Source organism: Ponticaulis profundi (assembly GCF_042659465.1).
In the GTDB taxonomy this organism is placed as follows: Bacteria; Pseudomonadota; Alphaproteobacteria; order Caulobacterales; family Hyphomonadaceae; genus Ponticaulis; species Ponticaulis profundi.
Window position 1 is genome coordinate 273510 of sequence record NZ_JBHSSW010000004.1, and the last position, 26175, is coordinate 299684.

Annotated in this window: 30 protein-coding genes; 17 read left to right on the forward strand and 13 right to left on the reverse strand. The window is 54.4% G+C overall.

The window, feature by feature from the left end; all coding sequences use genetic code 11:
• Window positions 1–44: 44 nt before the first annotated feature.
• From ACFQDM_RS04605 to ACFQDM_RS04620, 4 genes are all read right to left on the reverse strand, one after another.
• Entirely contained in the window at window positions 45–1580 is a 1536-nt protein-coding gene (locus ACFQDM_RS04605) for a cryptochrome/photolyase family protein (protein WP_377376080.1), read from the reverse strand.
• A complete protein-coding gene (locus ACFQDM_RS04610; RefSeq protein ID WP_377376083.1) occupies window positions 1577–2284 on the reverse strand; it encodes an SDR family NAD(P)-dependent oxidoreductase in 708 nt (235 codons plus the stop codon). The genes ACFQDM_RS04605 and ACFQDM_RS04610 overlap by 4 nt, the downstream gene beginning before the upstream one ends.
• 119 nt (window positions 2285–2403) lie before the next feature.
• Complete coding sequence (locus ACFQDM_RS04615; protein ID WP_377376086.1) at window positions 2404–3060, reverse strand: TorF family putative porin; 657 nt, start codon at window positions 3058–3060, stop codon at window positions 2404–2406.
• 255 nt (window positions 3061–3315) lie between these two features.
• Window positions 3316–4131 carry an SDR family NAD(P)-dependent oxidoreductase gene (locus tag ACFQDM_RS04620; RefSeq protein WP_377376089.1) on the reverse strand — a complete coding sequence of 272 codons (816 nt, stop codon included), beginning with the start codon at window positions 4129–4131 and terminating at the stop codon, window positions 3316–3318.
• 105 nt (window positions 4132–4236) lie between these two features.
• On the opposite strand from ACFQDM_RS04620, the gene ACFQDM_RS04625 reads away from it, so the two are divergent.
• Both ACFQDM_RS04625 and queF read left to right on the forward strand, forming a co-directional pair.
• On the forward strand, window positions 4237–5205 hold the full coding sequence (locus ACFQDM_RS04625; RefSeq protein ID WP_377376092.1) for a calcium/sodium antiporter: 969 nt from the start codon (window positions 4237–4239) through the stop codon (window positions 5203–5205).
• 5 nt (window positions 5206–5210) lie between these two features.
• Entirely contained in the window at window positions 5211–5675 is a 465-nt protein-coding gene (gene queF / locus ACFQDM_RS04630; protein ID WP_377376095.1) for a preQ(1) synthase, read from the forward strand.
• Here queF and ACFQDM_RS04635 read toward each other — a convergent pair.
• On the reverse strand, window positions 5672–6319 hold the full coding sequence (locus ACFQDM_RS04635) for a nitroreductase family protein (protein ID WP_377376097.1): 648 nt from the start codon (window positions 6317–6319) through the stop codon (window positions 5672–5674). The two genes, queF and ACFQDM_RS04635, sit on opposite strands and share 4 nt — an antisense overlap.
• 75 nt (window positions 6320–6394) lie before the next feature.
• On the opposite strand from ACFQDM_RS04635, the gene ACFQDM_RS04640 reads away from it, so the two are divergent.
• The 7 genes from ACFQDM_RS04640 (at window position 6395) to ACFQDM_RS04670 (ending at window position 14021) form a co-directional block, all read left to right on the forward strand.
• Window positions 6395–7081, forward strand: coding sequence for a TetR/AcrR family transcriptional regulator (locus tag ACFQDM_RS04640; protein WP_377376100.1), 687 nt, complete (start codon window positions 6395–6397; stop codon window positions 7079–7081).
• Between the two features lie 97 nt (window positions 7082–7178).
• On the forward strand, window positions 7179–8339 hold the full coding sequence (locus tag ACFQDM_RS04645; RefSeq protein ID WP_377376103.1) for an efflux RND transporter periplasmic adaptor subunit: 1161 nt from the start codon (window positions 7179–7181) through the stop codon (window positions 8337–8339).
• 2 nt (window positions 8340–8341) lie between these two features.
• Window positions 8342–11464 (forward strand): efflux RND transporter permease subunit, encoded by a 3123-nt coding sequence (locus ACFQDM_RS04650; RefSeq protein ID WP_377376106.1) that lies wholly within the window; start codon window positions 8342–8344, stop codon window positions 11462–11464.
• Window positions 11461–12051, forward strand: coding sequence for an NUDIX domain-containing protein (locus ACFQDM_RS04655; protein ID WP_377376107.1), 591 nt, complete (start codon window positions 11461–11463; stop codon window positions 12049–12051). The genes ACFQDM_RS04650 and ACFQDM_RS04655 overlap by 4 nt, the downstream gene beginning before the upstream one ends.
• A gap of 29 nt (window positions 12052–12080) precedes the next feature.
• A complete protein-coding gene (cysE, locus tag ACFQDM_RS04660) occupies window positions 12081–12923 on the forward strand; it encodes a serine O-acetyltransferase (protein ID WP_377376110.1) in 843 nt (280 codons plus the stop codon).
• Window positions 12924–13034: 111 nt separating this feature from the next.
• Window positions 13035–13241 (forward strand): DUF3126 family protein, encoded by a 207-nt coding sequence (locus tag ACFQDM_RS04665; protein WP_377376113.1) that lies wholly within the window; start codon window positions 13035–13037, stop codon window positions 13239–13241.
• A 30-nt stretch (window positions 13242–13271) separates the two neighbouring features.
• The gene (locus ACFQDM_RS04670) at window positions 13272–14021 is read left to right on the forward strand and encodes an alpha/beta fold hydrolase (protein ID WP_377376116.1); all 750 of its coding nucleotides are present in this window, start codon (window positions 13272–13274) and stop codon (window positions 14019–14021) included.
• A gap of 3 nt (window positions 14022–14024) precedes the next feature.
• On the opposite strand, the gene fliP is transcribed toward ACFQDM_RS04670, so the two are convergent.
• Window positions 14025–14774 carry a flagellar type III secretion system pore protein FliP gene (fliP, locus tag ACFQDM_RS04675; RefSeq protein ID WP_377376118.1) on the reverse strand — a complete coding sequence of 250 codons (750 nt, stop codon included), beginning with the start codon at window positions 14772–14774 and terminating at the stop codon, window positions 14025–14027.
• Window positions 14771–15067: a hypothetical protein gene (locus tag ACFQDM_RS04680; protein WP_377376120.1), complete on the reverse strand. Its 297-nt coding sequence runs from the start codon at window positions 15065–15067 to the stop codon at window positions 14771–14773. The genes fliP and ACFQDM_RS04680 overlap by 4 nt, the downstream gene beginning before the upstream one ends.
• Window positions 15068–15197: 130 nt before the next feature.
• Between ACFQDM_RS04680 and flgB the strand changes: the two genes are divergently transcribed.
• The 3 genes from flgB to fliE are packed head-to-tail and all read left to right on the forward strand — an operon-like array spanning window position 15198 to window position 16415.
• Window positions 15198–15617, forward strand: coding sequence for a flagellar basal body rod protein FlgB (gene flgB / locus ACFQDM_RS04685; protein WP_377376121.1), 420 nt, complete (start codon window positions 15198–15200; stop codon window positions 15615–15617).
• A 49-nt stretch (window positions 15618–15666) separates the two neighbouring features.
• Window positions 15667–16083 carry a flagellar basal body rod protein FlgC gene (gene flgC, locus ACFQDM_RS04690; protein WP_377376124.1) on the forward strand — a complete coding sequence of 139 codons (417 nt, stop codon included), beginning with the start codon at window positions 15667–15669 and terminating at the stop codon, window positions 16081–16083.
• A gap of 20 nt (window positions 16084–16103) precedes the next feature.
• The gene (gene fliE, locus ACFQDM_RS04695) at window positions 16104–16415 is read left to right on the forward strand and encodes a flagellar hook-basal body complex protein FliE (RefSeq protein WP_377376126.1); all 312 of its coding nucleotides are present in this window, start codon (window positions 16104–16106) and stop codon (window positions 16413–16415) included.
• A 146-nt stretch (window positions 16416–16561) separates the two neighbouring features.
• On the opposite strand, the gene ACFQDM_RS04700 is transcribed toward fliE, so the two are convergent.
• Complete coding sequence (locus tag ACFQDM_RS04700; protein WP_377376129.1) at window positions 16562–17440, reverse strand: TerC family protein; 879 nt, start codon at window positions 17438–17440, stop codon at window positions 16562–16564.
• Window positions 17441–17654: 214 nt separating this feature from the next.
• On the opposite strand from ACFQDM_RS04700, the gene ACFQDM_RS04705 reads away from it, so the two are divergent.
• A complete protein-coding gene (locus ACFQDM_RS04705; protein WP_377376132.1) occupies window positions 17655–19331 on the forward strand; it encodes a putative bifunctional diguanylate cyclase/phosphodiesterase in 1677 nt (558 codons plus the stop codon).
• Between the two features lie 109 nt (window positions 19332–19440).
• On the forward strand, window positions 19441–19989 hold the full coding sequence (locus ACFQDM_RS04710) for a hypothetical protein (protein WP_377376135.1): 549 nt from the start codon (window positions 19441–19443) through the stop codon (window positions 19987–19989).
• Window positions 19990–20065: 76 nt separating this feature from the next.
• Here the strand turns inward: ACFQDM_RS04710 and ACFQDM_RS04715 are convergent, their stop codons facing one another.
• Both ACFQDM_RS04715 and ACFQDM_RS04720 read right to left on the reverse strand, forming a co-directional pair.
• On the reverse strand, window positions 20066–20746 hold the full coding sequence (locus ACFQDM_RS04715; RefSeq protein ID WP_377376138.1) for a pentapeptide repeat-containing protein: 681 nt from the start codon (window positions 20744–20746) through the stop codon (window positions 20066–20068).
• Between the two features lie 161 nt (window positions 20747–20907).
• Window positions 20908–21411: a pentapeptide repeat-containing protein gene (locus ACFQDM_RS04720; RefSeq protein WP_377376141.1), complete on the reverse strand. Its 504-nt coding sequence runs from the start codon at window positions 21409–21411 to the stop codon at window positions 20908–20910.
• A gap of 380 nt (window positions 21412–21791) precedes the next feature.
• Here ACFQDM_RS04720 and hemA point away from each other — a divergent pair, with 380 nt between their 5' ends.
• Window positions 21792–23009 carry a 5-aminolevulinate synthase gene (gene hemA, locus ACFQDM_RS04725; protein ID WP_377376144.1) on the forward strand — a complete coding sequence of 406 codons (1218 nt, stop codon included), beginning with the start codon at window positions 21792–21794 and terminating at the stop codon, window positions 23007–23009.
• A 9-nt stretch (window positions 23010–23018) separates the two neighbouring features.
• A complete protein-coding gene (locus ACFQDM_RS04730; RefSeq protein WP_377376147.1) occupies window positions 23019–23285 on the forward strand; it encodes a DUF6898 family protein in 267 nt (88 codons plus the stop codon).
• A gap of 12 nt (window positions 23286–23297) precedes the next feature.
• Here the strand turns inward: ACFQDM_RS04730 and ACFQDM_RS04735 are convergent, their stop codons facing one another.
• On the reverse strand, window positions 23298–24269 hold the full coding sequence (locus ACFQDM_RS04735; protein ID WP_377376150.1) for an NAD(P)H-dependent flavin oxidoreductase: 972 nt from the start codon (window positions 24267–24269) through the stop codon (window positions 23298–23300).
• A 151-nt stretch (window positions 24270–24420) separates the two neighbouring features.
• Between ACFQDM_RS04735 and ACFQDM_RS04740 the strand changes: the two genes are divergently transcribed.
• The gene (locus ACFQDM_RS04740) at window positions 24421–24729 is read left to right on the forward strand and encodes a hypothetical protein (RefSeq protein WP_377376153.1); all 309 of its coding nucleotides are present in this window, start codon (window positions 24421–24423) and stop codon (window positions 24727–24729) included.
• 75 nt (window positions 24730–24804) lie between these two features.
• Here ACFQDM_RS04740 and ACFQDM_RS04745 read toward each other — a convergent pair whose 3' ends face one another.
• Both ACFQDM_RS04745 and soxR read right to left on the reverse strand, forming a co-directional pair.
• On the reverse strand, window positions 24805–25590 hold the full coding sequence (locus ACFQDM_RS04745; RefSeq protein WP_377376155.1) for an SDR family NAD(P)-dependent oxidoreductase: 786 nt from the start codon (window positions 25588–25590) through the stop codon (window positions 24805–24807).
• A 57-nt stretch (window positions 25591–25647) separates the two neighbouring features.
• Window positions 25648–26103, reverse strand: coding sequence for a redox-sensitive transcriptional activator SoxR (gene soxR, locus ACFQDM_RS04750; RefSeq protein ID WP_377376159.1), 456 nt, complete (start codon window positions 26101–26103; stop codon window positions 25648–25650).
• Window positions 26104–26175 lie beyond the last annotated feature (72 nt).

Consider the following 26175-nt stretch of genomic DNA (forward strand, 5'->3'; position numbering starts at 1 on the left):
GCGTCAGCGAATTTGGTCGGCATTCACGCGTCTTGTGATCGTGCTCAGAGGTGTTCAATCTGCGCGAGATAGCCTTTGGCGGTCGCCAGATAGTCCGCCTTTCGGTCGTCTTTCATCCGGTCCCAGGTCGAATAGCTCCGCGATATGCGTGGATTGTTCTCCAGCCTTTCCCGATTGCGGATAAGAAAGTCCCAATAGAGCGAATTATAGGGGCAGGCATTCTCTCCCGTTTTCTTTGAGACCGAGTACTGACATCTCTCGCAATAGTCCGACATGCGATTGATATAAGCGCCACTGGCCGCATATGGCTTGGAGCCAAGCTTTCCGCCGTCGGCATAAAGTGCCATCCCGATCACATTTGGGGCCTCTACCCACTCGAACGCGTCGACATAGACCGACAAATACCATTCATGGACTTCATGAGGATCAATCCCGGCAAGCAAACAGAAGACGCCTGTCACCATGAGCCTTTGAATATGATGGGCATAAGCTTGGTCGCGGGTCTGTTCAACGACTGCTTTTACGCAGGCCATTTTCGTATCTGCTGACCAGAAATAGCCGGGCAGGGGACGGTTCGCATTCAGCGCGTTCTGGCGCGTATAGTTATCTTCGCTCGTCCAGTAGATGCCCCGCACATATTCGCGCCAGCCTATGATCTGACGGATAAACCCTTCGACGGCATTCAGCGGCGCCTTTCCAGCCTTCCATGCGTCTTCTGCCTTCTGACATGCCTTCATCGGGTCGAGCAGGCCTGCATTGATGTAAGGTGAGATCAGGCTGTGATAGAGGAATTGGTGCCCAGACAGCATGGCGTCCTGATAGTCGCCAAAACAAGGCAGGGCTTCTTTGATAAAGTGGTCGAGCGCCCGCTCCGCATCTGAGGCCGTCACAGCATAGCCGAAGGCTTCCGTGGTGCCGAAATGACCTGCGAACTCATCTTCAACCATGTCGATGACGTCGCGCGTTATGGCATCCGCTTCAAATCGCAAACGTTTTGGCAGGAATAGATCATCGCTGGCGGGTTTTCGATTATCCTGATCATAATTCCATTCTCCGCCGGCCGGATCGTCGCCCTGCATCAGCAGACCCGTAGCCTTCCGAACCTCACGGTAGAAGTATTCCATGCGAAGCGTTTTGCGACCTTCAGCCCATTTTTGGAAGAATGCCAGATCCGTGACAAAGCGATTGTCATCATAAATCTTCAGTGGAGTCTCTGAGGTGTCGCGCCAGCGCTGAATATCGCCCAGAACGCGCTTTTCGCCAGGATGAACCAGCGTAACAGATTGGGGCTTATGCCGTTTGACAGCGCGTGTCAGCTCGCTTGTGAAGCTGCCGGAATTGTCCGCATCATCGAGCCTAACATAGTCAACCTGCCAGCCGTCTTCGCGCAATTCTTCTGCGAAGTGGCGCATAGCGGACAGAATGAAAACCAGCTTTTGCTTATGGTGCGGGACATAAGTTGTTTCTTCGGCAACTTCGCACATGAAGACGATGTCTTTTTTCCGGTCTGCACTCATGAGGTTTGGCAGAGACCGACTGAGCTGATCGCCCAGAATGAAGATCAGATTCCGCGTGATCACCAGCAAATCTCCTTGCCGGCATAGTCGAAAAAGCCTCCAGACTGCTCGGGCGTGCGCGTGTCCAGAACCTGAATAAGGTTTGTTGCGCAGGCTTCGGCGGAATGTGTGAACCGGTTACGCGCGTAAGGTTTGCTGAGCCCGGTTTCAATGGTCCCTGGATGCAGGGCAACACATACCGACTGATCATTGCGCCTCGATTGCTCGATCGCAGCGCTATGCGTGATCTGGTTGAGGGCTGCTTTCGAAGCGCGATAGCTGAACCAGCCTCCAAGCGCATTGTCACCGATAGAACCAACCCGGGCAGATAGCGTAGCGGTGAGCGTTCGTCGATCACGCGCCAGAAGCGGCGTAAACGCCTTCAGCGTTATAGCTGGGCCGATGGTATTGATGCGGAAAATCTCTTCCATGGCTTCTGCTGTAAGCTGAGATACGGATTTTTCCGGGGGCGTGCCATTAGGGGCGGTGAGCGCACCAGTCGCGATGATCAGCACATCTATGGAAGAAACTTCAGTGCTAATCTGAGTGGCTGCCTCTTCGAGAGACTGGGGTGTGTCATAGTCGATCGCAGGTATGCTCGAGCGTGATAGCCCGAAGATTTTTTCACAGTGCGGATCTACCTTTATGGCGTCGAAAACTGCGCGGCCAATGCCGCCGAAAGCGCCGACGATCACGGCCGTGTAGGAAGGCTGGAGACTTTTGAACATGAAACATCCGAAGTTTCCGTTCTGTACGCAGTTGCCGCTCGGAAGGATCAGTCAAAGAGAAAGGCCGCACGTTGCCGTGCGGCCTTTCGAAAAGCTCAGTAAACCGGGCTGTCGATCGCTTAGAGAGATTTAGCGATCGTGAAGACGATACGGTCGTCAGCGATGTCGCCGCCGCCATCAACGTCGTTACCCCAGTAACGCAGGTCGAAGTCGAGGCCGACTGCAGAGTAAGTCGCGCCGAGGCTCCAGTTTGTGTACTCGTCGAAACCGTCCAGGTAAGCGCCGAGTGTTGCATCAACACCGAAGCTGTCCGTGACAGCGAAACCAGCAGACGTGTCCAGGTAAACTGTTTCGTTATCTGGATCCCAGTACAGGTAACCACCGAGAGCCAGACCATTTTCAAGCTCAGTCGACAGACCGCCATACAGCTCGACAAAGTCGAGGTCAGAAGAGTCTGCAGATGGGTACATGTAGTAGATGAAACCGAGGTCCCAGCCTACGCCGTTTCCGAACTCGCTGGCGACACCACCATACAGGTCGAGCTCGAGGTTCGTGTCGTCTGGATCTTCGAAGTCAACATTCGATGCCCAGGTGCCGACGTAGAAGATGTCCTGAGAGAAGTCGAAACCGCCAGATACAGCCAGATCTTCGTTGCTCTGAGAGATACCGCGCCAGACATACTCGGTTGAGAGAGCGACGTTGCCACTGACTTCAGCAACAGCAGGTGCTGAAACAGCCATAGCGGCGACGCCAGCCAGAAGAAGTTTCCGGATCATTTTATTGTTTCCCCAATTACTTTCATATCCGCACTCATAGAGCGCGAGGGCGTCACGACATGCTTATGTGATGCTTTGAAAAAAGATCCCCTCACACGACGTGATCGCTCCATGGAGAAATGGGATGATGCGCTTGTGTCCGCAATACGATAAGTCTTGGCTACCGTATTGCGGGGTTTTCTGCCTAAGCACTGGGCAGATGAAAAGCACGCCTGATCATAAAACGTGCGCGAAAAATATCACGCACCTTTAACGTTAACGTGCGGTCAGTGGTGCGAATCCCAGATGCGTCCCAGCGTCAACCATCAGGGTTTCTCCGGTGATATGGGCCGCTGAATCTGTTAGAAAGAAGAAGCCAGCGTCTGCGATATCATCCGGCGAGCTTGCGAGTCGCAGGGGTGTTGCATTCCGAACTGTGTCTTCAAAGTCACTATACTTCTCGTCGCCCATATAGTCCTTGAACCATCGCGTACCGATAAAGCCCGGGCAAATGGCGTTCACGCGAATGGCTGGGGCAAGCGCCCGTGCGAGCGACAGTGTCATTGTATTAAAGGCGCCCTTGCTGGCAGCGTAAGCGACTGACGAGCCAATGCCCGTGACGCCGGCAATGGATGAAACATTTAATACCGACGCCGACACGCCCGTACTTTCATGACTGGCCCGCAGCAATTTTTCGCAAGCACGAACGATCATGAAGGGGCCAACAACATTCACGCCATACAGGCGAAGGAAATCATCTTTGCTGAGGCCTTCCAGATCGGCGTGATTCGGGACTTGCTTGGTAATGCCGGCATTGTTGACCAGTACGTCTAGTCGCCCCAGCCCGGACGCAGCGTCTGCCAGCTTCCTGCAATCGGCGTCTTCGCCAACATCGGCCTGAACGACCTGCACCTGCGCTCCCAGCGCTCTGCATTCATCAGCCGTTGCTTCGGCTTCCTTCGCGCTTCTGGAATAGTTCAGAATAACATGTGCACCGGCTTGTGCGAGTTTCAGGGCCAGACTGGCGCCAAGTCCGGTTGCAGAGCCGGTGACAAGTGCCACGCGACCAGATAAATCGATTGTAATGGCCATAAGCTTTCCTCCCACTGCAAATTATCGTCAAAGCAGTTTTGACATGCTTGGCGAAAACGCCTTGCTCGTCCATAACGGGCGCCAGTTTTTCGAGAGTTTTCTGTAATGCTAATGATGTGGATCTATATCGCCTTCGGACTTGTGCTTCTGATCGTTGGAGGCGAGGTCCTTGTCCGGGGAGCTGTGGGTCTGGCGCGCAAGATCGGTGTGTCTGATCTGTTCATCGGCGCGGTGCTTGTGGGTTTCGGCACATCGGCGCCGGAACTTGTGGCGTCACTGAATGCGGTCTCGGAGAACAGTCCGGGTATTGCGGTCGGGAATGTCCTTGGATCGAATGTTGCCAACATTCTGCTCGTGCTTGGCGTTACAGCGCTAATTTATCCGATCATTTCCCATCCCAAAGCCCTGTACAGAGATGGATTTTTCATGCTCTGCGCGACCCTCGCGCTTGCCGCTCTGATCTATTTCAATGGCTTTGCGTCGCGCATTACAGGCATTGTTCTGTTCGTTATTCTGGTTGGTATTATCGTCGCGAGCTTTTTGACAGATCGAACCGAAACCGGGGATGAGACGGCAGCCCATATGCACAGCGATGAAGCTGAGCTCATGGATGGGCATTTACCGCTTTACGCGTCCATACCTATGGCCTTGGGCGGTCTGGCTGGCATCATTTTCGGTGCGCGGTTCCTCATCGAGGGCTGTATTGAACTGGCTGAGAGCATTGCGCTCTCGCAGACCGTTATCGGTATCACTGTCGTGGCGATCGGTACCAGTCTTCCAGAGCTTGTGACGTGCACAATCGCAGCCCTGAAGAAAAAGCCTGATGTCGCACTGGGCAATGTTCTTGGCTCCAACACATTCAATGTGTTTGGCATTTTGGGCGTTACGGCCGGTATCATGCCGTTCAACCTGCCCATGGACGAAATCAATCTGACGCGTGATCTGGGCGCTCTGGGCATTTCAGTCATGCTGTTATTCCTGTTCGCATTTTCGGGAAAACGAATTTCGCGCTGGGAAGGGGCTCTGCTGCTGCTTGGTTATCTCGTCTATATGGTTCTTTTGGTGCGGAGCTAAGAAGAATGGCCGAAGAAATCTATACCGGACTGGGGCAGCTTGGCTCGGACGCAAAAGCGGCTGAAACGCCTGAGGAAGCAACGCTGGAGCGTGTTCCTAATCCGCATCCTGACATGCTATATTGCGCGCGCTTTGTTGCGCCGGAGTTCACATCGATCTGTCCTGTGACCGGTCAGCCAGATTTCGCGCATATTGTCATCGACTACGCGCCGAATGAACATCTGGTGGAGTCGAAAAGTCTGAAACTTTTCCTTCAGTCGTTTCGCAATCACGGTGCCTTTCACGAGGATTGCACGATCTATATTGCAAAGCGCCTGATGGAGCTTCTGGAGCCGCGCTATTTCCGTATCGCAGGATACTGGTATCCGCGTGGCGGCATTCCGATTGATGTTTTCTGGCAATCTGGGCCGGTTCCGGAGGGCCTCTGGGTTCCCGAAACCGGTGTCGCGCCATATCGCGGAAGGGGCTAGGCGGAAGCCTCATCCCAGTGTGTGACCCGATCTGAATAATTAGGCCTTGGGCGTTCAAACAGACCCATCCGGCTTTCGCCAATAAAGATATGTCCGGCGACGCGCTCGCCGTCTTTCAGGCCGAGCTTGCGATCGATTTCCTTGTCGAAGGCCCACCATTCGCTGATCCAGCAGGCGCCGTATCCGGCAGCATGGGCCGTATAGAGCAGGTTCATGCAGAGCGCGCCTGCCGACAATTCCTGCTCCCAAACCGGCGTTTTGTGGCTGTGATCGGGGGAGGATACCACGGTCAGACAGAGCGGTGCGCGCAGGAGTCTATTGGCCTCTTCGTCCAGTGAGGAAGGGCTGGCATCCGGATTGAGCTCAGCATGTCGTTCTTTTAAAATCTGACCAAACCTCGAACGCGCATCACCCTTGAATATGATGATCCGCCAGGGACCGAGCTTGCGATGATCGGGCACACGCATGGCGGCCTGAAGCATTTCCTGCAGCTCATCATCTGATGGTGCGGCGCTATCAGGGTTCATGGTTTTGACCGGCGTTGAGCGCCGGGTCGAAAGGAACTCGGTTGGGCTCAGGCCATTTGTACCAGGCGCCGGCAATTGTGCGTCGGCTTGGGGCAGGTTGAATTTGGCAAAGACCATCTGTTCCTCTTTCAATTGGAGAACGCTGTTCACTTTTTTGTTGTCAGCATTCAAAACTCGATAAATAACTGGGTAATGTCGATATCAATGTCCACCAGCGAAACCACATCTGAGACAAATCTTCTCGAAACGCCTGCAGAGCGCCGCCGTAGACGTGTGCGCGATGAAATCATCGATGCGGCTGAACGCGTGTTTCGCGAAGAGGGGCCGGAAGGGCTGTCCATCCGTCGTCTGGCAGATGAAATCGATTATTCGCCATCGGCAATCTACAAGTATTTTGCGTCGAAGACGGAATTGATGACCTGTCTGAAGGAGGCATTTTTCGAACGCCTCATCAAGCGCATTGAGGAAGTCACGTCCAATCCGGATCGACCGAAAGAGCGTATCATTCGCGATTGTGTGGAAACCTATATCCACACAGCCATAGAGCGGCCGCACCACTATATCGCTGCATTTTCAAGTCTGGATGAGGAGGGTGATCCAGCGCCTGCATTTAAGGAGGCCTGTCCAGAATCCAGTCGCATGAAAGCCTATGAAGCATTGCTGGATCAGGTCAATCAGGGGGTGGAAGCAGGGCTGTTCCGAAGGGATCTGCCGCGAGACCTGACGGCGAAGTCGCTCTGGTCCAGTATGCACGGCCTTGCTCTGTTGATGATCCATATCCCGGGGTTCGGTGAAATGGACATTGGTGGTCGGCCCGTTTCGCGCGATCAGTTCATCCAGTTCCATGCCGATCTCCTTGCACGCGGCCTCTCTGCCTGAGCGCGAAATCCTTCCCAAATTCGCAATAATGAACACCGTTCACTTTTCAAACGGTGTTTTCTGAAGTACATGTACTCTCACCAGCTGGGAGGCATTTATGGGTTCACGTGACAAATCTGCGCCGCGATTGAGCAGAGGGATAATTTTCCTCGCGACGATTGGCGCGGCCATCCTGGCTGTGATCATCTTCATTCTTTCACAGCGCGGCGAGACGAGCGCCGTGAACATCGCACATGATGCACCGGACCCGATTTCCGTGAGTGTTGGCGAAGTGCGCGCCAGTTCTGCTTTCGATATACAGGAACAATATACCGGATTGGTGACAGCGCGCAGGTCGAGTTCTCTGGGATTTGAGGCAGGTGGCCGACTGGTCGACATCGCAGCCGATGTTGGCGACAAAGTGCGCCGCGGACAGACGCTGGCGAAACTCGACACTCGCTCCCTGCAAGCGCAGCTGAATGCCTCTCTCGCCAATATTCGCGAAGCCGAAGCCGCTCTGAAGCTGGCCAATGCCACCGTCGAGCGCCAGACCATCCTTGAGGAGAAGGGCTTGCTTGCCTCGCAAAGCTTTGATGAGGCCTCAGCTCAGGCGGCCTCTGCGGAAGCACGCCTTCTGGCAGCGCAGGCTCAGGCCGAAAACCTGCGTGTTCGGATCGCGCTTTCTCACCTTGATGCCCCTTTCGATGGTGTCGTGACCCGGCGTTTCATGGATGAGGGCGAGATTGCCCCGCCCGGACAGCCGGTTCTGGAAGTCGTCGAAGATGGCGTGCTTGAGATCTCGGTCGGCCTGCCGCTCGACGTTGCCTCGCGGCTTAGCGTAGGTTCAGACTATCCTATCCGTGTCGAAGCGCAGAGCTTTTCGGCCCGCCTTCGCACACTGACGGGCATCATCGAAACCAATCAGCGCACAATGACGGCTGTCTTCGACGTGCCGGAAGATGCAGGTATTTCGCCGGGCAGCGTAGCGCGTCTTGAAACGCAGCAAGCCATAGAGCAGTCAGGCATGTGGGTCCCGGTGACCGCTCTGACAGAGTCAGATCGTGGTCTTTGGGCGATCTATGTCGTCATGAAAGATGGTGCGCACCATCGGATCGAAAAGCGTCTCGTCGATCTTATCCATTCTGAAGCTGAAAGAGCCTTTGTCCGAGGCGCGTTGCAGGACGGAGATGTCTTCGTGCGAGATGGCCTTCACCGCCTGACGCCCGGAATGCTCGTAACGCCGGTGACCACCTCATCTGACGCACGCGGTGAGGGCTGAATATGTCTCTGGCGACGCTTTTCTATCGCAAGGCCCATCTGACCATTCTGACGGTGCTGATCATTCTGGCCGCCGGGATCGGGGCTTTGCTCAATCTCGGACGTCAGGAGGATCCGACCCTCGTTGAGCGTTATGGGTATGTGCTTACTTATTTTCCCGGTGCCGACGCTCAGCGGATTGAAGCTCTTGTCACCGAGCCGCTTGAAAGCGCGCTGCAGGAACTAACCGAAATTGACGAGCTGATTTCGACATCCCGTCCGAACGTTTCGCAAATCCGCATCAGTCTGCGTGAGGATATCAGTCAGTCGGAAGTCGAAGAAGGCTGGACGCTTATCCGCCAGCAGGTCGAGCTGGCAAAGTCCCAAATGCCTGCAGGCGTCGGTGAACCTTATGTTCAAAGACAATATGTCGGTGCCACTACGCTGGCTGTTGCCATTGGCTGGGTTGGCGAGGGCGAACCGCCGCTCGCTGTCATGAACCGCCTAGCCGGAGAGCTGGAAGATCGTTTCCAGAACTATCCCGGCACAGAGGAAACCGAGATCTTTGGTGAAGTGACCGAAGAAATTCGCGTCGTCATTGATCCGGATAAACTGGCAGCCACAGGGCTGAGTGCGCAGCAGGCGGCCGGTCTGATCGCCCGGGCAGATGCAAAAGCTCCGGCAGGGCAGCTTCGTAATGAATCCTCTAACCTCGGCCTCGAAATCGCAGGTGAATTTGAATCCATTGCCCGCGTTCGGTCTGTGCCTCTGATACAGAGAGATGACGGTACAGCGATCCGGGTCGGCGATGTGGCAGATGTTCGAAAGACAGAGCAAACGCCGCCAGCTGTGATGGCGCGGGTTAACAACCAGCCGGTTATCATGGTTGGGGCCTATGTGGAGGCCGATAACCGCGTCGACCTCTGGGCGGCTGGCGCGCGCGACATTGTTGAAGAATTTCGCCAGACCTTGCCTCGAGGGCTGCGTGTAGATGTCGTGTTCGATCAGAGCGAGTACACAGAAGCGCGCCTGAACGGACTGGCTAAGAATCTCGTGTTCTCAGCCCTTATCGTTTTCGTTGTGTTGTTCATTTTCATGGGCTGGCGGGCCGCTCTGATTGTTGGTTCGGCTTTGCCCCTGACGGTCTGTCTGGTGCTCATCCTGTTCCGGATATTTGGCATGCCATTGCACCAAATGTCGGTGACAGGTCTCGTGATTGCGCTTGGTTTGCTGATCGATAATGCCATTGTTGTGGTCGATGAATTCGACCTCAAGCGCGCCAAAGGTGCCAGCCGTATGAAAGCGCTGGAACAGTCTCTTGGGCACTTGTTTGGCCCGCTTCTCGCATCGACTCTGACGACCGCATTTGCGTTTGCGCCCATCGCGTTGATGCCTGGCAGCGCGGGTGAGTTTGTCGGCATGATTGGCGTTTCGGTCACCTTCGCCGTCTGTTCGTCATTCTTCGTGGCAATGACGATCGTCGCTGCTTTTGCGGGCTGGTTTGACCGAGATCGACGTGTCGGTGAAAAGCCACGATGGTGGCGGGATGGTATCAGTTTCCCAAATCTTTCAGAAGGTTACCGCTGGTCCCTCAAGCACTCCTTGCGCATGCCATATGTGCCGATTGGGATCAGCGTGGCGCTGTCTTTCCTCGGTTTCTATCTGGCCATTGTGGTACTTCCCAGCCAGTTCTTCCCTCAGACTGAACGCAACCAGCTTCAACTGGATGTGCAGCTTTCAACAAGCGCATCCATCTATGACACGGTCACGCTGACGGAGCAGGCAACGGAACTCATCCGGAGCTATCCGGGTGTTGAGGATGTCCATTGGGTGATCGGCGAGGGCGCGCCGCGCGTCTACTACAATGCGTTTAATCTGCAGAATGGTGTGACCGGGCTCGCCTCCGGCTGGGTGACGCTCGAATCGGTTGAGCGAACGCATGAAATCCTGCCAATGCTGCAACGTGAGTTACGGGCGAGCTTTCCAGATGCGCGCTTCCTTGCGCTGCCGTTCGAGCAAGGGCCGCCGGTAAACTCACCGATTGAGTTTTATCTGACAGGGTCTGATATCGGCACGCTTGACCGGTTGGGCAATCAGTTGCGTACGATTCTGTCCGAAACACCGGGCGTGACTTACACCTGGGCGACCATGGAGGTCGGAGCGCCGAAAATCCGCTTCAATGCCGATGAAACATCAGCCGAACTCGCCGGTGTGCGCCTGCAGGATCTTGCGCAGGAAATCAGCGCGGAATTGGAAGGTTTGTTTGCGGGCAGCGTGCTTGAAGGCGTTGAGGAAATTCCGGTCCGTGTGATCGCACCAGATGACCGCCGCGGAACGCTGGAGAGCTTGAAAGACAAGCGCGTAGGCGTCGGTCCGGATGGCGGTCTTGGTGCTCCATTGTCGGCGCTCGGTTCGCTCGAAATTACACCGGAGATTTCGATCATTACCCGCAAGGATGGCCAGCGAACAAATATGATCCGGGCCTCTCTCGATCCGTATGTCTTGCCTGCGCCCGTCTTTGAAGACTTCCAGGCGCGGCTTGATCAATCGGGTTTTCAATTGCCGCCCGGCTATAACATCGTTCTGGGCGGTGAAGCCGCCGAACGGGGCAATGCTGTGGGCAATCTATTGGGAACGGCGGTTCCACTTGTAATCGCCATGGCGGGCTGCGTTGCGCTCGTTTTCAGCTCATTCCGGATGTCAGCTTTGGTGCTCAGTGCGGGCTTTCTGTCGATCGGACTGGCTTTCATTGGCGTCTGGGCATTTGGTTTGCCGTTTGGCTTCAATGCGATCATCGGTGCAATGGGACTGCTTGGTATCTCCATCAATGGCACGATTGTCGTGCTCTCGGCGCTGAAGGCCAATCCGGCCTGCATGGAAGGCGACCGCCAGGCGCAGATCGATACGATTGTTGAAGCAACGCGCCATATCGTTGCGACGACTCTCACGACAATGGGGGGCTTTGTGCCGCTGATCCTAACGGGAGACATGTTCTGGCTGCCTCTGGCCAGTGCGATTTCAATCGGTGTCGGCGGTTCAGCGTTGTTGGCACTTTATTTCGCACCCGCCGTATTTGTGCTTGGTCATAAGCAAAAGACGAGTCATTCAGAAAAGGATGTTGGAACGGCGAACAAGGCTTTGGCATGACCGCTCAGACAGGCTGGAAAGTGCTCAGCGAGCAGAAAGTCTACGAAACCAATTGGCTTAGTGTTCACCATTATGAGTGTGTTGCGCCGACCGGTCATGAAACCATCTATGGCAAGGTGCACTTCAAACAGCACGCCATTGGTGTTTTGCCGGTCGACGAAGACGGCTTTACTTATCTGGTTGGGCAGGATCGCTTTTGCTTCGGCGCTTATTCCTGGGAGCTACCAGAAGGTGGTGGCCCGCTTGGGGAAGCACCGCTCGACGCGGCGAAACGTGAACTGGCAGAGGAAACGAATCTGGCGGCCGACCACTATATTCCCCTGATGGAGAACGCACATTTTTCAAATTCCATCACGGATGAAGTTGGGTATGCATTTCTCGCATATGGTTTGTCGCCATGTGCGGGAGAGCCTGATCAGACGGAGGATCTGGCCGTGCGCCGTGTGCATGTTCGTGATGTCATGGACATGATGGACAAGGGTGAAATCACGGACTTGTTTACCCATGTTATGTTGTTAAACGCATACAGGCTCGCCAATATTGGAAAATTGCCGGAATACATTGCTAACGCTTTTCTGGCACGTTGACGGCGCTGCCGTCCAAGAGGGAGGTCTTTATGACCGCTGAAGCTTCGACAGAAATCCGCGATTCCAGGAAAACTGGGTCGCCGGGCGCGACGGCGCCTGTTTGGGCGCGCCTTCGTTTTGAGGCTGCTGCGAGTGCTGCTGAAGAGCCAACTCTGGCCAGCCTGTTGAATGCCGCCATTCTTACGCATGATCATTTGCAGGACGCTTTATCCTATTATCTGGCACAAAAGCTCTCCAGCACAGAGATGAACGCACTTCAGATTCGTGAAATCTTTGAAGATGCATATGAATCGGATCCCGGGCTGGCGAAAGCCGCCGAGCGCGATATGAGCGCTGTTATGGAGCGCGACCCGGCATGTCGCTCTTTCCTTCAGCCTTTCCTGTTCTTCAAGGGGTTTCAGGCGCTGCAGACGCACCGTCTCGCGCATTGGCTATGGAATGAAGGCCGGGACACGCTCGCCTTTTTCTTCCAGTCGAGATCCTCAGAGCTTTTCAACGTTGATATTCACCCGGCTGCGCAAATCGGGTCAGGTGTCATGCTCGACCATGCAACGGGCATCGTTATTGGCGAGACGGCGGTCGTGGGCGATGACTGCTCAATTCTGCAAGGTGTGACGCTCGGTGGTACCGGCAAGGAATTTGAAGACCGTCACCCGAAAATCGGAAATGGCGTTCTGGTCAGTGTCGGCGCGAAAGTGCTCGGCAATATCAAAATCGGTGATGGCGCATTGATCGGTGCTGGCAGCGTTGTTCTCAAGGAAGTGGCTCCGGAATGCACCGTGGCAGGCGTACCGGCCAAGCCTGTGTCTGGTCCATGCATGGGCGCGGCCAAGCAGATGGAACAGAATTTTTTCAACGAAGGCCATGAATGAGCGTTATCTGACAGGATAGCGAAGTGATTGACCCGGCGAATCGTCGGGTCAATGCTTTTTATTCCGCTGTTTCACCTGTAATGACAGGTGCGAAATCAGAAAGGACAGCCCATGAGCCCTGAAGAAACTCAGCGCGTAGAAGCATATCTGAAGAAACAACTGAATTCAGATATCCGCGTTGTTTCACGCGATAAAGCTTCCGATTCCCTCGAAGTTTATCTTGGTAGTGAATTCATCGCCTTGCTCTTCCGGATTGAGGAAGAAGGTGAAACATCCTATCAATTCCAGATGACCGTGCTGAAAGAAGATCTCGAATAGAGGCAGCGCACAATCTGATGGGGAGGGAACATGACGGTCGTTTTCGTACACGGGGTTCCCGATACCCCCTTCATGTGGCAGCCATTGATCTCATCTCTCGGGCTGTCACAATCGGAATATTTCGCCCCTGCTTTGCCGGGGTTCGGATGCGACATTCCTTCCGGCTTTTCCTGCACAAAAGAAGCCTACACAGACTGGCTCATCACGCAGCTTGAGCAGGCCGTTCAGGCATCGGGTGGACCGATAGACATTGTCGGCCATGACTGGGGCGCTTTGCTGACGCTACGCGCGTGCAGTCTGAGGCCAGATCTGATCCGTTCCTTTGCGGTCGCCAACGCCCTTATTGATCGCGAATATTCAGGCCACCGCATGGCCAGAACCTGGGCGACGCCTGTTCTGGGTGAAGTGAGCATGTTTCTGTCGTCTTTCATGGACATGAAGCAGAGCCTGATTGATGCAGGCATGCCGAAAGAGATAGCCGATCACGATGTGTCGTATTTTGACAAGCGCATGCGCAGCTCCATCGTGAAGCTCTATCGCTCAGCCGCGGGACTGAATTTTCGTGGTTCCTGGGTTGATGACCTCAAAAACCTGCCAGAGTGCGGCATGGTGCTCTGGGGCGAGCACGACCCATTTGTGGGAATGGATGTGGCTGAGCGTTTCCACAAAATGTGGGGCTTTCCGCTGCATATCCTTCGGGATACGGGCCATTGGGGGCTCATTGAAAAGTCGGATGAAACTGCTGCGCAATTAAAGGCGCTTTGGGCGCGCGCAAGCTGATGGTTAGCCGCCGGGCGGTGGTCCGGCGACAAAGCTCTCGACCAGAGAGCCTGTCAGCAATCGCCAGCCATCGACCAGCACAAAGAAGATCAGTTTAAAGGGCAGGGAGATGGTCACCGGTGGCAGCATCATCATACCCATGCTCATCAGAATGGATGCGACCACGAGGTCGATGATCAGAAACGGCAGAAAGATCATGAAGCCGATTTCAAACGCGCGCTTCAGTTCGGAAATCATGAAGGCTGGGGCGATCACCTCAAAAGGAAGCTCAGCCATGGTATCAGGCAGCTCCTCCACATTCGCCATGCCGACGAAGAGCTCGACATCGGCTTCATTGGCGTGCTCTGCCATGAAGGCTTTGATGGGCGCAAGCGTGCGAGGCACGGCCTCTTCGACGCCAATGGCCTCCGCCATGTAGGGCTCGATGCCATCATTATAGGCGGTGCTGAATGTCGGTGCCATTACGAACGCTGTCAGGAATAACGACAGTGAGATGATCACCGCATTCGGCGGGCTTTGCTGCAGACCAATCGCGGTGCGCAACAGTGACAGAACCACAACGATCCGCACAAAGCTTGTTGTCATGACCAGTATCGACGGGGCGAGACTGAGAACAGTAATGATAGCAATAAGCTGAACGATATTCCGGTTCAGCCCCGCACCTGTCCCGAGATCAACGGTGACTTCCTGCGCAAAAGCGGGGAGGCCGAGGCATATCAGTCCTGCCAGAAGGCATGAGCCAAATAGCTTCACGACAGATCCTCCGGGGTTTCGGGGGCAGCGTTCTGAGCGGCGAGCTTGCGGGATGAAATGCGCGTATCTCCAGTCGGGCCGGTCAGAACGAGGTGTTCTTCATCTCCCCAACGTATGACGGCGAGTCGGCGTCGCCCGTCAAAGGGGCGCCAGCTTGTGACCTTCAGATCTGATTTATTCTCTGTATTTGGTGTGAGGCCCGAGAAGCGTCGTAATCCCCAGAAAAGGCCCGCCAAGAGTGCGAGAACGATCAGGAGCGCGGCAACGCTGCGTAGGATAGACAGTTCGTCCATGACACCCGAATCTCTGGCAAATTCCTGTTACGATTACTACCACCCGGACCGGGCGGGTTAAAGAGGTCTTAACCGAAACGACGATTTGTTCTTAAAAGGACATTAACCAACTCGGCAGTATTTTACCGGTATGAAATTGCCGAGTGACCTTTCCGCTTTCAATCTTCTGACGTCGCGCCTCGACATGCTGGGGCAGCGCCAGAAGTCCGTTGCGGAAAACGTCGCGAACGCAAACACCCCCGGATACGTCCCCGAAGATGTCGATATGACGACGTTCGAGCGGAGCGTGTCCCGCTATCAGAATCCGTCAGTCGGACGGGTCGGACTGGCAACCACATCGTCGCAGCACCTGAAGGGAAGCCCCCCAGCATCCCCGAATGTCCAGACGGTGGCACAGCCGGATAGCGAAGTGACCATGGATGGCAATGCCGTGGTGGTTGAGGAACAAATGCTGAAGCTGAATCAGATCCGGACGGATTTCGATGCGGCCATCGGCTTGTACCAGAAGGGTTTGTCGATGATCCGCATGGCGGCGCGCAAACCACAATAGAGGTTTCGTCGGTGCCTGGCGCCCGGCATGGTGAAGAGAGGACGAACACATGTCTGCAGATCTTTATTCTGCTCTGGCTGCTGCCTCCACAGGCCTGCGTGCACAGACAACCCGTATTCGCCTGGCTGCCGAAAACGTCGCAAATGCGAACACAACGGCGGATGTACCGGGTGGCGATCCGTATCGCCGCCGCGTTCCGGTCTTCAAAGAAGTGCTGGATCGTGAAACCGGCGCAAACGGCGTGAAAGTGACGCGGGCCTCAGACGATATGTCCGCTTTTCCGGTCGAGTACGACCCGACACACCCGGCCGCTGATGCGCAGGGTTATGTGAAACTTCCTAACGTTCAGACACTCGTCGAACTCGCAGACATTCGCGAGGCGCAACGCACGTACGAGGCCAATCTGAACATCATTGAGGGGTCCCGCACGATGATCAATCGCGCGCTGGATCTTCTGCGTCGTTAGTGGCCGGGGGCAATTAGATCATGGCGATTGATTCTTTAGGCGCTGCGCGCGCATACATGAACACCGCAAAAGCAATTGCCGATCAGGGCAATTCGTCGATGCCGGATGTCGGCGAGGCAGGCTTCGGCAAGCTGCTCACGCAAGCGGTGGATACAACGTCTCAAGCCGGACAAACGGTTGAAACAGCTATGGTTCAGGCCGCTACCGGGCGCGCTGATCTGGTTGATGTGGTGACCGCCGTTGCGGCAGCGGAAGCCACACTGGAAACCGTGGTCTCTGTCCGTGATTCTGTTATTTCAGCTTATCAGGAGATCCTGCGTATGCCGATCTGATCCAGATTCAGCTTCGCAGTGAATTGCTTCCGGGGGGAAGGGCGAGCTGATCGATCAACAATCCATCAGCTCTCATATTCACAACAATAACTCTTTCTTCCCAAACTCAGATCTCAGGAGGATCTCAAATGTTGCTCCCAGCTCGTCTACTCGCTCCGCCCACTCGTTTTGATGCCTTCTGCGGCTGCCAGAGTGTCAACCTTACGACGTATCTCCGCCTCGCGCTGAGCCCACAGGGTTTTCTGGTAACGGGTGGAAATGATGTCGGTGACAACCAGAACGAAGATCACCAGGTAGAAGGTGGACTTCTCGATGGCGTGGATTTCGAAACCGAAAATCTTCATGTGCGCAAGGTGGCCTCCTTCTGAGACAAGAAGGGCGCCTACAATGAACAGAATGAACAGGCCGAGCACCTCGTACATTCTGTTGCGCTTTAGGAATTCGGATACGCGGTCAGCCAGCAGGATCATGCCAATGCCTGACAGGATGATCGCGACAGCCATAATCCAGACCTGATATTCAATCTCGCCCGTTTCTGTCCGGGTGTTGGCAATCGCCATCGCCGACAGAATGGAGTCGAAGGAAAACACCACATTCATGGTCACAATCAGGATAATGGCCTGAACGACAGACTTTTTCTCACCATGCTCAGCATGTTCAAGTGGATCGACAGCGAGCAGATGCGAAATCTCTTTCATCGCCGTATAGATGATGAAGCCACCACCAAACAATGTGACGAGGCTTTGCAGATTGAACTCTGCTTCGAAGATGCCTGTCCAGGGAATGGTCAGGAATGGCGCTGCGAGGAAGGTGAAAAGATTCACGATGATGACCAGCAGCACAATCCGGAACAGGATGGCCAGTCCGATGCCCCAGCGCCGGACAAGACTTGCCTTGCCGCCTTCTTCACCGACGCGCTTTGATTCAATTGAGATATACAGCAGATTGTCGAAGCCCAGAACGGCTTGCAGCAAAAAGAGCATCAGCAGGGTGAACAACCCTGACGTCGTAAATAGTTCTTCCATGGTGACCCCAAATCCCTCTGGATGATTCCTGCGGCGATTAAACCGTTTCAATCCATTGAATGAAAGTGCAGCGGGGTGAAATGGTTCCCACCCATACCGCGCGCAATGCGACCTTACCCAGCGGAAGTGCTTAAAAATTCAAGCTGAGACGTTAAGACCGAATTATTCGTGTTCAGCTAGTCTTGCCCAAAAGAAGTGCAGGATAATCAAAGGAATGAAGTCACGGTTTGAGAGCTTCTGGCGGTGGTGGACTGCCTGGAATCGAAAAGCAATCAGCGATGTCGTGCTGATTGTTATCAGCTGTGTTTGCGTTTTCTTCCTTAGTGCCGAACTTGATATCTTCGAACAGTTCCACAGCTTTTCCGAATCTCATGAGGCCTGGGAACTCGATGAGATCTTTATGGTTCTCACGAATCTGGCCGTCGCAAGCGGCTTGTTTTATTTCAAAATGTATCGGCGCATGCGTGCCGAGATGCGCGAGCGTCTGCAGGCCGAACAGAGTCTTCAGGAACTCGCGATGAACGATGCGCTCACAGGATTGGCGAACCGTCGTCACTTCAATGAGCGTCTGCAGGAAGCCGTCTCGGAGACGTCTCGCAGTAATCTGTCATTTGCTGTTCTGATGATTGATCTGGACCGGTTCAAACCGGTCAATGACCTTTATGGCCATGCTGTCGGTGACCGCCTGCTTCAGGCGATCGCTGAAAGGGTTGGCGAGCTTATCCGAGCACATGATTGTTTTGCCCGACTTGGGGGTGACGAGTTTGCCTTGTTGGCGCGTATCCACGACCAGAAACAAGATGATCCAGCCAGGCTGGCGACACGCATTCTGAAGGCGCTCGAGGCGCCGTTCGAGATTGACGACATTACTTGCCGTATTGGTGCGAGTATCGGCATTGCGGTCTCCCACGGAGACGAAACGGGCGACAAGCTTCTAAACAACGCGGATCTGGCCCTTTACAGTGCCAAGGATGCCGGACGCGGCGCTTATCGCTTCTTCGAAGTCGATATGAATCAGAAGATCGTTGAACGCGCGAAACTGGAACTGCATTTGCGCCAGGCGATTCAGCTGGATGAGATTCGGCCCTATTTTCAGCCCTTCATCAATTTCAGCACAGGTCGCCATGAGGGCTATGAAATTCTGGCCCGCTGGACTCACGAGATCGAAGGCGAAATCGAACCAAGTGTGTTCATTCCCATCGCGGAGGACACAGGGCTGATTGGCGATTTAACGCTCCATATGCTGCGGCAGGCCTGCCTGGAGGCTGCGGACTGGCCCGATAAGGGTATTTATCTTTCGCTCAATGTATCGCCTGTGCAGCTGCGTGACCCTGAGCTGAGTGACAAATTCATGCGTGTCCTGAATGAGGTCGGATTCACGCCATCCCGCCTTGAGGTGGAGGTCACGGAAAACTCTCTGATCCAGGATATCGATGCTGCACGCGATGTCCTTCGAAAACTCAAAGATTGCGGCATGCGCATTGCGCTTGATGACTTTGGCACAGGCTATTCCAGTCTGCATCATTTGCAGGAATTGCCATTCGACAAGTTGAAGATCGACAAGTCGTTCGTACTTTCGATGTCAGACACAGAAGACAGCCGCAAGATTGTCGATGCGATGATCTCGCTTGGCCGCAGCCTGGGGCTGGAGACGACGGCTGAAGGTGTTGAAACAGAAGAGGTTGCACGTCAGCTCAGGGAGCTCGGATGCACGGTGGGACAAGGTTTTCTGTTCGGGCGTCCGACCGCTGAACTTGATACCCCAGATATTGATCTTCTGATGCGAGACAAGCTCGCCGAGCTTCAACAGGCCATTCGCACCTACGCACCGCATATCGAGGCGGAAGAGGCTAAAGCGTCAAAACGAAAAGTCTCATCGCGGAATTCCTGAATCCGAACACACGTAAAACGCTCGGCTCACAGGACACTCCGACGTGCAAATAAATATATAAAAATCAGTGCTTTTTGCTGCTTTTCGCACTGGATTTGAATGTTGTTCCTTGTCATTTTTACGTAAGTTTCGATTGAAGTGCGCCCGCAGTTGGACGTGGGCGCGTCATGGTCGAAATGACGTTTTTTTACAGGGGACGCATATGAGAAAGTTATTATTGGCCGCATTGTTGGCGATCTTCACACTTCCAGCTCTGGCAGAAACGCCAAAACCTTTGACTGAGTTTCAGCAATGGCGTCAAATGTTCAACGAACATAAGGGCGCGTGGGGCGAGGCCGATGCACATACGGTCTATGCCAAGGGTAGCCGCTTTCTAAGTTGGGTCGAAACTCTCTCGCAGAATGATCTGCTTGCGATGGAAGAAGGTGATTACAACACAATGAAGCGCAGTCTCTCTGATCTGTCGCAGGCGGTATACAACGCCATGAACGGCAAGCCGGGGGCTGCGGCGGACAATCTACGTCAGCTTGCCGCGCGAATTAACAAGGTCAATCTGACGATTGCAAAAGCTGAGCAAGCGAAGCGCGAAAGAGAGAAGTCATCTGAAAAGGCGGCTGAGCGAGCAAAGGAGATCGATGACCGTTACGGTGCGCGCTGAATTAAACCGGTGCAATCAATGTTGAAAGGCTGCGGATTTATTCGCAGCCTTTTTCATATGTAGGTGTCAGGACGTATTAGCAGCGTGGCAGGACGACGCCATCGGGAAGGCCGTGGACATCATATCCGCAAGCACCAACAAAGCTCTCCGTCGAAAGCCCCGTTGTCCGAACGAAGGAGACGTCGTTCAGGCGCGAATCCTGAAATTGCGTGTCGCGGGCGGTGACATCAACAAAACGGACATCGTTGAGAACACTGCTGATGAAAGCAACGCCGGAGAGGTTGGTGTTGCGGAACTCAACATCATTCAGATTGGCAGAGGAAAAATCGCCATCGGCGCATGAGACATGTTCAAACGCGACATCGTTGAGCCGGGCTGCTGTCAGCCGAAGATCAGACATGTCTGACTGCGTGATCCGAACATCCGTCCATTGCGCACCCTCGAAATGCGTGCGGCGAAGATCTGAGCGCGTGACGTCTACGGTCCGCATCGCCATTTTCTGCGAGGAAAAATCGCGAAAGCGCGCTTCGTCGAGCTTCACATTCATGAAGGCGACGTCTTCGAGGCGGGCATGAGAAAAGTTCGTACCGCGCATGTCTGTATCCACAAAGCGAACGTTCTGACCAAGTGCACCTTCAAAGGATGAGCGGGTGAGGTCACTGTCGACAAAGCTGGCATTGCGGAGAATGCGGCCATTGAAATTGGCACGCGTGAGATCAGAGCCGCTGATCATGCCACCAATGCTTCGCTGAAGCATAACGACGGTTGGTTTTTCTTGTCCTGGAAAGGCGAAGGCAGGCGTGCTGAGCGCTGCAAGGATCAAACAAGGAACGAGATGTGAAAAACGCATAGTGCTCAAATAGACTCTTAACGAATTCAGATCGACTTAAATCCTTGTAAGCCGTCCGAATTCTGAGTTTATCGGCGAAGCAGCTTCCGGCAAGATGGGATGCGCAGTCCTTCAGGTAATTCTGTCGCTTCATCGCCACATGCCTGATCGAGTTGCGCTTGTGTCAGTCCTTTGGCCGTTGCCATTTCGGCACCTGACACATTTGCGCCAGCGAGTTTGGCACCGTGGAAGTCAGCACTGCCGAAATAGGCGCCGACCATATTCGACTGCGACAGGTCTGCGTCGCGGAAATCAGCGCTGGTGAAACGCCCGGCAAACAGATTCGCAACAGAGAGGTTTGCCGCGCGGAAATTCGCATCGTTCATTGTGGAGAGGCTGAGATCCGCCTGACGCAGGCGTGAACCAGACAGATTGACCTTTTCGAGATCACGATAGGACAATTCGGCCTGGAAGAGGTTGCAGCCTTCGCAGTCATGTCCGCTCTGAACGCTGGCGATATCTGACGCATTCTGAGCATATGACACAGGTGCCAATGCAAGTGCGCACAACATGACGACCAAACGATTCCGCATGAAAAGTCTCCCATTCCAGTGGAGAACGCTAACATTGAAAGTTTGCAGCAAGCCTTTTTTGATCGATGAAATTCAACCGGTTTGTGCAAAACCCACAAAAAATGGACGTGTTTTCAGTGCGGCAGGACCGTTGAACTGTCTTTTCTGCAGGAATTTCATTTCGGAAAAGCCGAATGTCACGATAGATAAATTCTATCGGTTGCATAAAAATGCTTTAAAAACAGATTTCTGTTGCGCGAGTGTGGCAAATTAGACATAATTGACTGCGACCCTCAGCCTCTGCGGCGAAAGGGCTCTTTTTATTTTTGGATGGTTTTGATTAATGTCAGGCACGAAATGGTGCTCAGACAGACAGCACCGTCCGCGAGGCGAAGAGAAAAATGAAACACATTGAAGCGTTCGAGAATGCGATCAGCACCATCCGTGACGAGGGTCGCTATCGCGTCTTCATCGATCTGCAGCGACATCGTGGTTCTTTCCCGCGTGCGACTGCACGTTTCGATCACGGTGAGAAAGACATTATCGTCTGGTGCTCGAACGATTATCTCGGCATGGGTCAGGATGATGATGTCATCAATGCCATGCATGAGGCGGTTGATTCCTTTGGTGCTGGTTCCGGTGGTACGCGCAACATCTCTGGTACGACACGTTTTCACGTTGATCTGGAGCGCGAGCTGGCTGACCTGCATGGCAAGGAAGCCTCCCTGCTGTTCACATCTGGCTATGTGTCGAACGAAGCGACGCTGTCGACGCTGTCACGCATCTTGCCGGATCTGATCATCTATTCCGATGAGCTGAACCACGCTTCCATGATCGAGGGTATTCGCCGGGCCAAATGTGACCGCCGGATTTTCCGTCACAATGATATGGGCCATCTGCGTGCGCTCGTCGAAAACGACGATCCGAACCGCCCGAAGGTTTTCGCCTTTGAGTCGGTCTATTCCATGGATGGCGATATCGCGCCTCTGGAAGAGCTGTGCGACATGGCGGACGAGTTCAATGCCATCACCTATATGGACGAAGTGCATGCGGTCGGCATGTATGGCCATGAAGGTGCAGGTGTTGCGCAGCGCGATGGCGTGATGGACCGTATCGACATCATCGAAGGCACGCTTGCGAAGGCTTATGGCGTGATGGGCGGCTATATCGCGTCTGACGAATCGGTGGTTGATGCCATCCGGTCCATGGCACCCGGCTTCATCTTCACGACGTCGACTTGCCCTGTCATGGCAGCGGGCGCTCTGGCGAGCGTCAAGAAGCTCCGCTCTGACGAGGGACGCCGTCTGCGCGAAGAGCATCAGGCCAAAGCCGAGATGCTGAAGCAGAAATTCCGTGACGCAGGTCTTCCACTGATGGAATCCGAGACGCACATCGTGCCGCTTCTGGTCGGTGATCCGGAACGCTGCAAGGCGCTCTCTGACACGCTGCTGTTTGACTTTGGCGTTTATGTTCAGCCGATCAACTATCCGACGGTCCCGAAAGGCACAGAGCGCCTGCGCTTCACGCCTTCACCGGTGCACACCGAGGCCATGATGGATGATCTGGTGGCAGCTCTGCTTGCAATCTGGAAGCAGCTCGGTCTGCCGAAAGCCGCCTAAGCGCCACATATGAGTGCGGAGCGGGGCAGCATCCTGATTGAGGTCATGCCTGTCACCGATAAGGCACTCGAAGTCATTGCGATTGATGAAAAGACGGGACGGGAGGTTCGCTTTCCTGTCCCGATTGGTACCCGCGAGCCGGATATCAAACAGCTTGCAGCACAGAAGATGGATTATGTGCTCCGCAAGGATGCCGAACGAGCGGCTGAGAAAAAATCGACAGATGAAAAAGACAAACCGCCGCGAAAGGATCCTCGCGGCGGCATAATCGTTTGAAGTTCGCGTGCGTTAAGCGAGCAGGCTGCTGGATGATTTGATCGCAGCTTCCGCATCAGCAACCAGATCGTTGACGATTTCCTGGACGCTCTGAACCTTTTTGATGCCACCGGCAGACTGGCCCATGGCAAAGCAGGATTTGTCCATGCTGAGGCGCGCTTCGTCTGTGACGCCACCAATCCCACCAATCACGTCGACCTGATTAGAGTGAACCGCCTGCTGCGGGAACGGCATGATATCTTCCGGACGGGCTTCCCAATCGAGAATATAATCATTGGTGCGGCAACGCATTGGCTTGCCAGAATAGCAACGCGTACGGGTCGTATCGATGTCAGATGCGCCAACGACCGCCTGCTTGTACATGTTGGCAGCGTGGGCTTCTTCAGACGCAATGAAGCGGGTGCCCATCCAGACGCCAACAGCGCCGAGTGCAAGCGTCGCAGCAATACAGCGACCGTCATAAATGCCGCCAGCAGCAATGACCGGAATGTCGACCGCTTCAACGGCCTGTGCAACGAGGGGCAGGGTGCCGACAAGGCCGGTATGTCCACCACCTTCACCGCCTTGCAGGATAACAGCGTCACAACCGGCTTCCTCGGCCTTGATTGCGTGTTTCACAGCGCCGCCGACAACCATGACTTTGACGCCAGCGTCCTTGAGCTTCTTCATGATTGGCATTGGAACGCCGAGACCTGCAACGAAGCTATCGGCGCCGTTTTCGATGATCACGTCGACAGAGGCTTCGAGGCTTTTCGGGTCTGCAGCCAGCAGATCGACGCCAAACTTCTTGTCTGTCAGCGTCTTAACTTTTTTCATTTGCGCGTCGATGAACTCTGGCGATGTTCCCGCCATACCCAGAACGCCATACCCGCCAGCGCTGCACATCGCGGCGACCAGCTCGGCATAAGATACCCCACCCATGCCTGCCAGCATGATAGGATGTTGGATATCCAACAAGCTATTCAGCCGTGTCTTCAAGCCCATATTGTTCTCCCTCTTGCACTTTTTTGGCTCAAAACCACCATTTTTCGCGGTTTCATTGCCATGCTTAAATTTATGTCTCGTGACGATCACGCAAAAATGTGATGAATACAGGCATAGCCGTGAATCGGCCATTGGGAAAGAAGGGGTTATCATGAAACGTTTGGTTATCGCCGTTATGGCAGCCGGTCTCGCTGCGGCATGTGCGCCAGCATCGGAAGAAACAGAAGTTGAAGTTGAAGCACCTGCAGAAGTCGAAACGCCTGCAGAGGAAATGACGTCTGAAGCTGAAGAAGCAATGGACGACGCTGCAGAAGCAACAGAAGAGGCAATGGATGAGTCTGCAGAGGCACTCGAAGATGCCGCTGCTGAAACTGAAGAAGCTCTCGATGACGCTGCTGAAGAAGCAGAAGAAGCCGCTGACGCTGCTGAAGAAGAAATGACTGAGGAGCCAACCGAGTAATCGGAAAAGGCTTCTGAAAACAAGAAAGGCACCTTCACAGGAAGGTGCCTTTTTTCGTGCGACGATCACGAGTTATCAGAAGATCGCGTATCCGCCATCGACAAGCAGCGAGTCACCTGAGTGATAGCTGGACGCATCTGATGACAGATAGACGGCAACGCCGCCAAAATCTTTTGGTTCACCCCAGCGGCGCGCCGGTACGCGGGAGATGACCTTGTTTTCAAACGTATCATTGCCCTGCGCATAGCTGGTCATGTCTGTCGCGATCCAGCCTGGCAGAATGGCGTTTGCCCGAATGCCGTAACGTGCATACTCGACCGCAATCGCCTTCAGCATTGAGATCAGACCGCCCTTGGTCGCTGCATAGGCTTCGTTGCGGGCTGCGCCCTCGATGGCGGCAAGCGATGCCACACCAACGAGCGAGCCGCCCGGATCACCTGCCTTGGCGCGTTCGACCATGCAGCGCGCCGCTTCACGCAGAGTCCAGAAAGCGCCATCGAGATTGACGCGCATATTCTTGCGATAGGTTTCGGTATCCATGTCGATGAAGGATGGCGCGCCAAAGCCAACACCAGCATTGGCGATCACACTATCGAGACGCCCAAAGGCTTCATTCGTTTCGGCCATGGCTTTGACGACAGCGTCTTCATCGGCAACGTCGACAGACCAGGCTTTCACCGTTCCTGCGCCAAGTTCGGATAGCGTGGACACGGCTTCAGCATTCGTTTCCGCATTCCGTCCCCAGATGGCGACATGGGCATTGGAAGCAGCCAGGGCCTCAGCCATACCATAACCGATACCCCGGTTTCCGCCGGTGACGAGGGCAACTTTACCCGTCAGATCAAATGGTGCGTAAGTCAAATTTTCCTCCCTTATTTTCGTCAGGGAGTAGGGCGCAAGCCAATCGGATAATCAAGTCTATCCTTCTGATTCGCCGAGAATCAATCGTGGACCGGCCCCTGTCAGGCCAACCTTATCGTCCGAGTTGTAAAGCTGGCATTTATCAAGAGACAGGCAGCCGCAGCCGATGCAGCCATCCAGTCTGTCCCTCAGGCGGGACAGAGACTGTATGCGCTGCTCCAGAACGTCGCGAAATTCACTGCTGATGGCTTTCCAGTCCTTTGCGGTTGGGGTTCGCCCCTCTGGCAGTCGTTTCATGTAGGATCGGATTTGGTCGATCGAGAACCCCATTTGTTGCGCCACCATCACAAAGGAAAGTCTTCGAATATCGGAACGCATATAACGCCTGTGGCCACCCGCATTTCGATGCGGCGTGATCAGACCTTTTTCTTCGTAAAACCGAATGGCTGATACGCTCAGTCCGGTGCGTTCGGCGATATAACCGATCGACAGAATGTCATTTGGTTTTTTCATAAGAAAACCCTTGATCTCAAGTTAGCTTGAGAAATTATACCCATGCCATCGAAATTGAAACCAGAACAAGAG

Excerpts from the sequence above, each read along its gene's own strand:
- ACFQDM_RS04610 (WP_377376083.1), bottom strand. The coding sequence starts at position 2,284 with ATGTTCAAAAGTCTCCAGCCTTCCTACACGGCCGTGATCGTCGGCGCT.
- ACFQDM_RS04615 (WP_377376086.1), bottom strand. The coding sequence starts at position 3,060 with ATGATCCGGAAACTTCTTCTGGCTGGCGTCGCCGCTATGGCTGTTTCA.
- ACFQDM_RS04620 (WP_377376089.1), bottom strand. The coding sequence starts at position 4,131 with ATGGCCATTACAATCGATTTATCTGGTCGCGTGGCACTTGTCACCGGC.
- ACFQDM_RS04625 (WP_377376092.1), top strand. The coding sequence starts at position 4,237 with ATGCTAATGATGTGGATCTATATCGCCTTCGGACTTGTGCTTCTGATC.
- queF (WP_377376095.1), top strand. The coding sequence starts at position 5,211 with ATGGCCGAAGAAATCTATACCGGACTGGGGCAGCTTGGCTCGGACGCA.
- ACFQDM_RS04635 (WP_377376097.1), bottom strand. The coding sequence starts at position 6,319 with ATGGTCTTTGCCAAATTCAACCTGCCCCAAGCCGACGCACAATTGCCG.
- ACFQDM_RS04640 (WP_377376100.1), top strand. The coding sequence starts at position 6,395 with ATGTCGATATCAATGTCCACCAGCGAAACCACATCTGAGACAAATCTT.
- ACFQDM_RS04645 (WP_377376103.1), top strand. The coding sequence starts at position 7,179 with ATGGGTTCACGTGACAAATCTGCGCCGCGATTGAGCAGAGGGATAATT.
- ACFQDM_RS04650 (WP_377376106.1), top strand. The coding sequence starts at position 8,342 with ATGTCTCTGGCGACGCTTTTCTATCGCAAGGCCCATCTGACCATTCTG.
- ACFQDM_RS04655 (WP_377376107.1), top strand. The coding sequence starts at position 11,461 with ATGACCGCTCAGACAGGCTGGAAAGTGCTCAGCGAGCAGAAAGTCTAC.
- cysE (WP_377376110.1), top strand. The coding sequence starts at position 12,081 with ATGACCGCTGAAGCTTCGACAGAAATCCGCGATTCCAGGAAAACTGGG.
- ACFQDM_RS04665 (WP_377376113.1), top strand. The coding sequence starts at position 13,035 with ATGAGCCCTGAAGAAACTCAGCGCGTAGAAGCATATCTGAAGAAACAA.
- ACFQDM_RS04670 (WP_377376116.1), top strand. The coding sequence starts at position 13,272 with ATGACGGTCGTTTTCGTACACGGGGTTCCCGATACCCCCTTCATGTGG.
- ACFQDM_RS04680 (WP_377376120.1), bottom strand. The coding sequence starts at position 15,067 with ATGGACGAACTGTCTATCCTACGCAGCGTTGCCGCGCTCCTGATCGTT.
- flgB (WP_377376121.1), top strand. The coding sequence starts at position 15,198 with ATGAAATTGCCGAGTGACCTTTCCGCTTTCAATCTTCTGACGTCGCGC.
- flgC (WP_377376124.1), top strand. The coding sequence starts at position 15,667 with ATGTCTGCAGATCTTTATTCTGCTCTGGCTGCTGCCTCCACAGGCCTG.
- fliE (WP_377376126.1), top strand. The coding sequence starts at position 16,104 with ATGGCGATTGATTCTTTAGGCGCTGCGCGCGCATACATGAACACCGCA.
- ACFQDM_RS04700 (WP_377376129.1), bottom strand. The coding sequence starts at position 17,440 with ATGGAAGAACTATTTACGACGTCAGGGTTGTTCACCCTGCTGATGCTC.
- ACFQDM_RS04705 (WP_377376132.1), top strand. The coding sequence starts at position 17,655 with ATGAAGTCACGGTTTGAGAGCTTCTGGCGGTGGTGGACTGCCTGGAAT.
- ACFQDM_RS04715 (WP_377376138.1), bottom strand. The coding sequence starts at position 20,746 with ATGCTTCAGCGAAGCATTGGTGGCATGATCAGCGGCTCTGATCTCACG.
- ACFQDM_RS04720 (WP_377376141.1), bottom strand. The coding sequence starts at position 21,411 with ATGCGGAATCGTTTGGTCGTCATGTTGTGCGCACTTGCATTGGCACCT.
- hemA (WP_377376144.1), top strand. The coding sequence starts at position 21,792 with ATGAAACACATTGAAGCGTTCGAGAATGCGATCAGCACCATCCGTGAC.
- ACFQDM_RS04730 (WP_377376147.1), top strand. The coding sequence starts at position 23,019 with ATGAGTGCGGAGCGGGGCAGCATCCTGATTGAGGTCATGCCTGTCACC.
- ACFQDM_RS04735 (WP_377376150.1), bottom strand. The coding sequence starts at position 24,269 with ATGGGCTTGAAGACACGGCTGAATAGCTTGTTGGATATCCAACATCCT.
- ACFQDM_RS04740 (WP_377376153.1), top strand. The coding sequence starts at position 24,421 with ATGAAACGTTTGGTTATCGCCGTTATGGCAGCCGGTCTCGCTGCGGCA.
- soxR (WP_377376159.1), bottom strand. The coding sequence starts at position 26,103 with ATGAAAAAACCAAATGACATTCTGTCGATCGGTTATATCGCCGAACGC.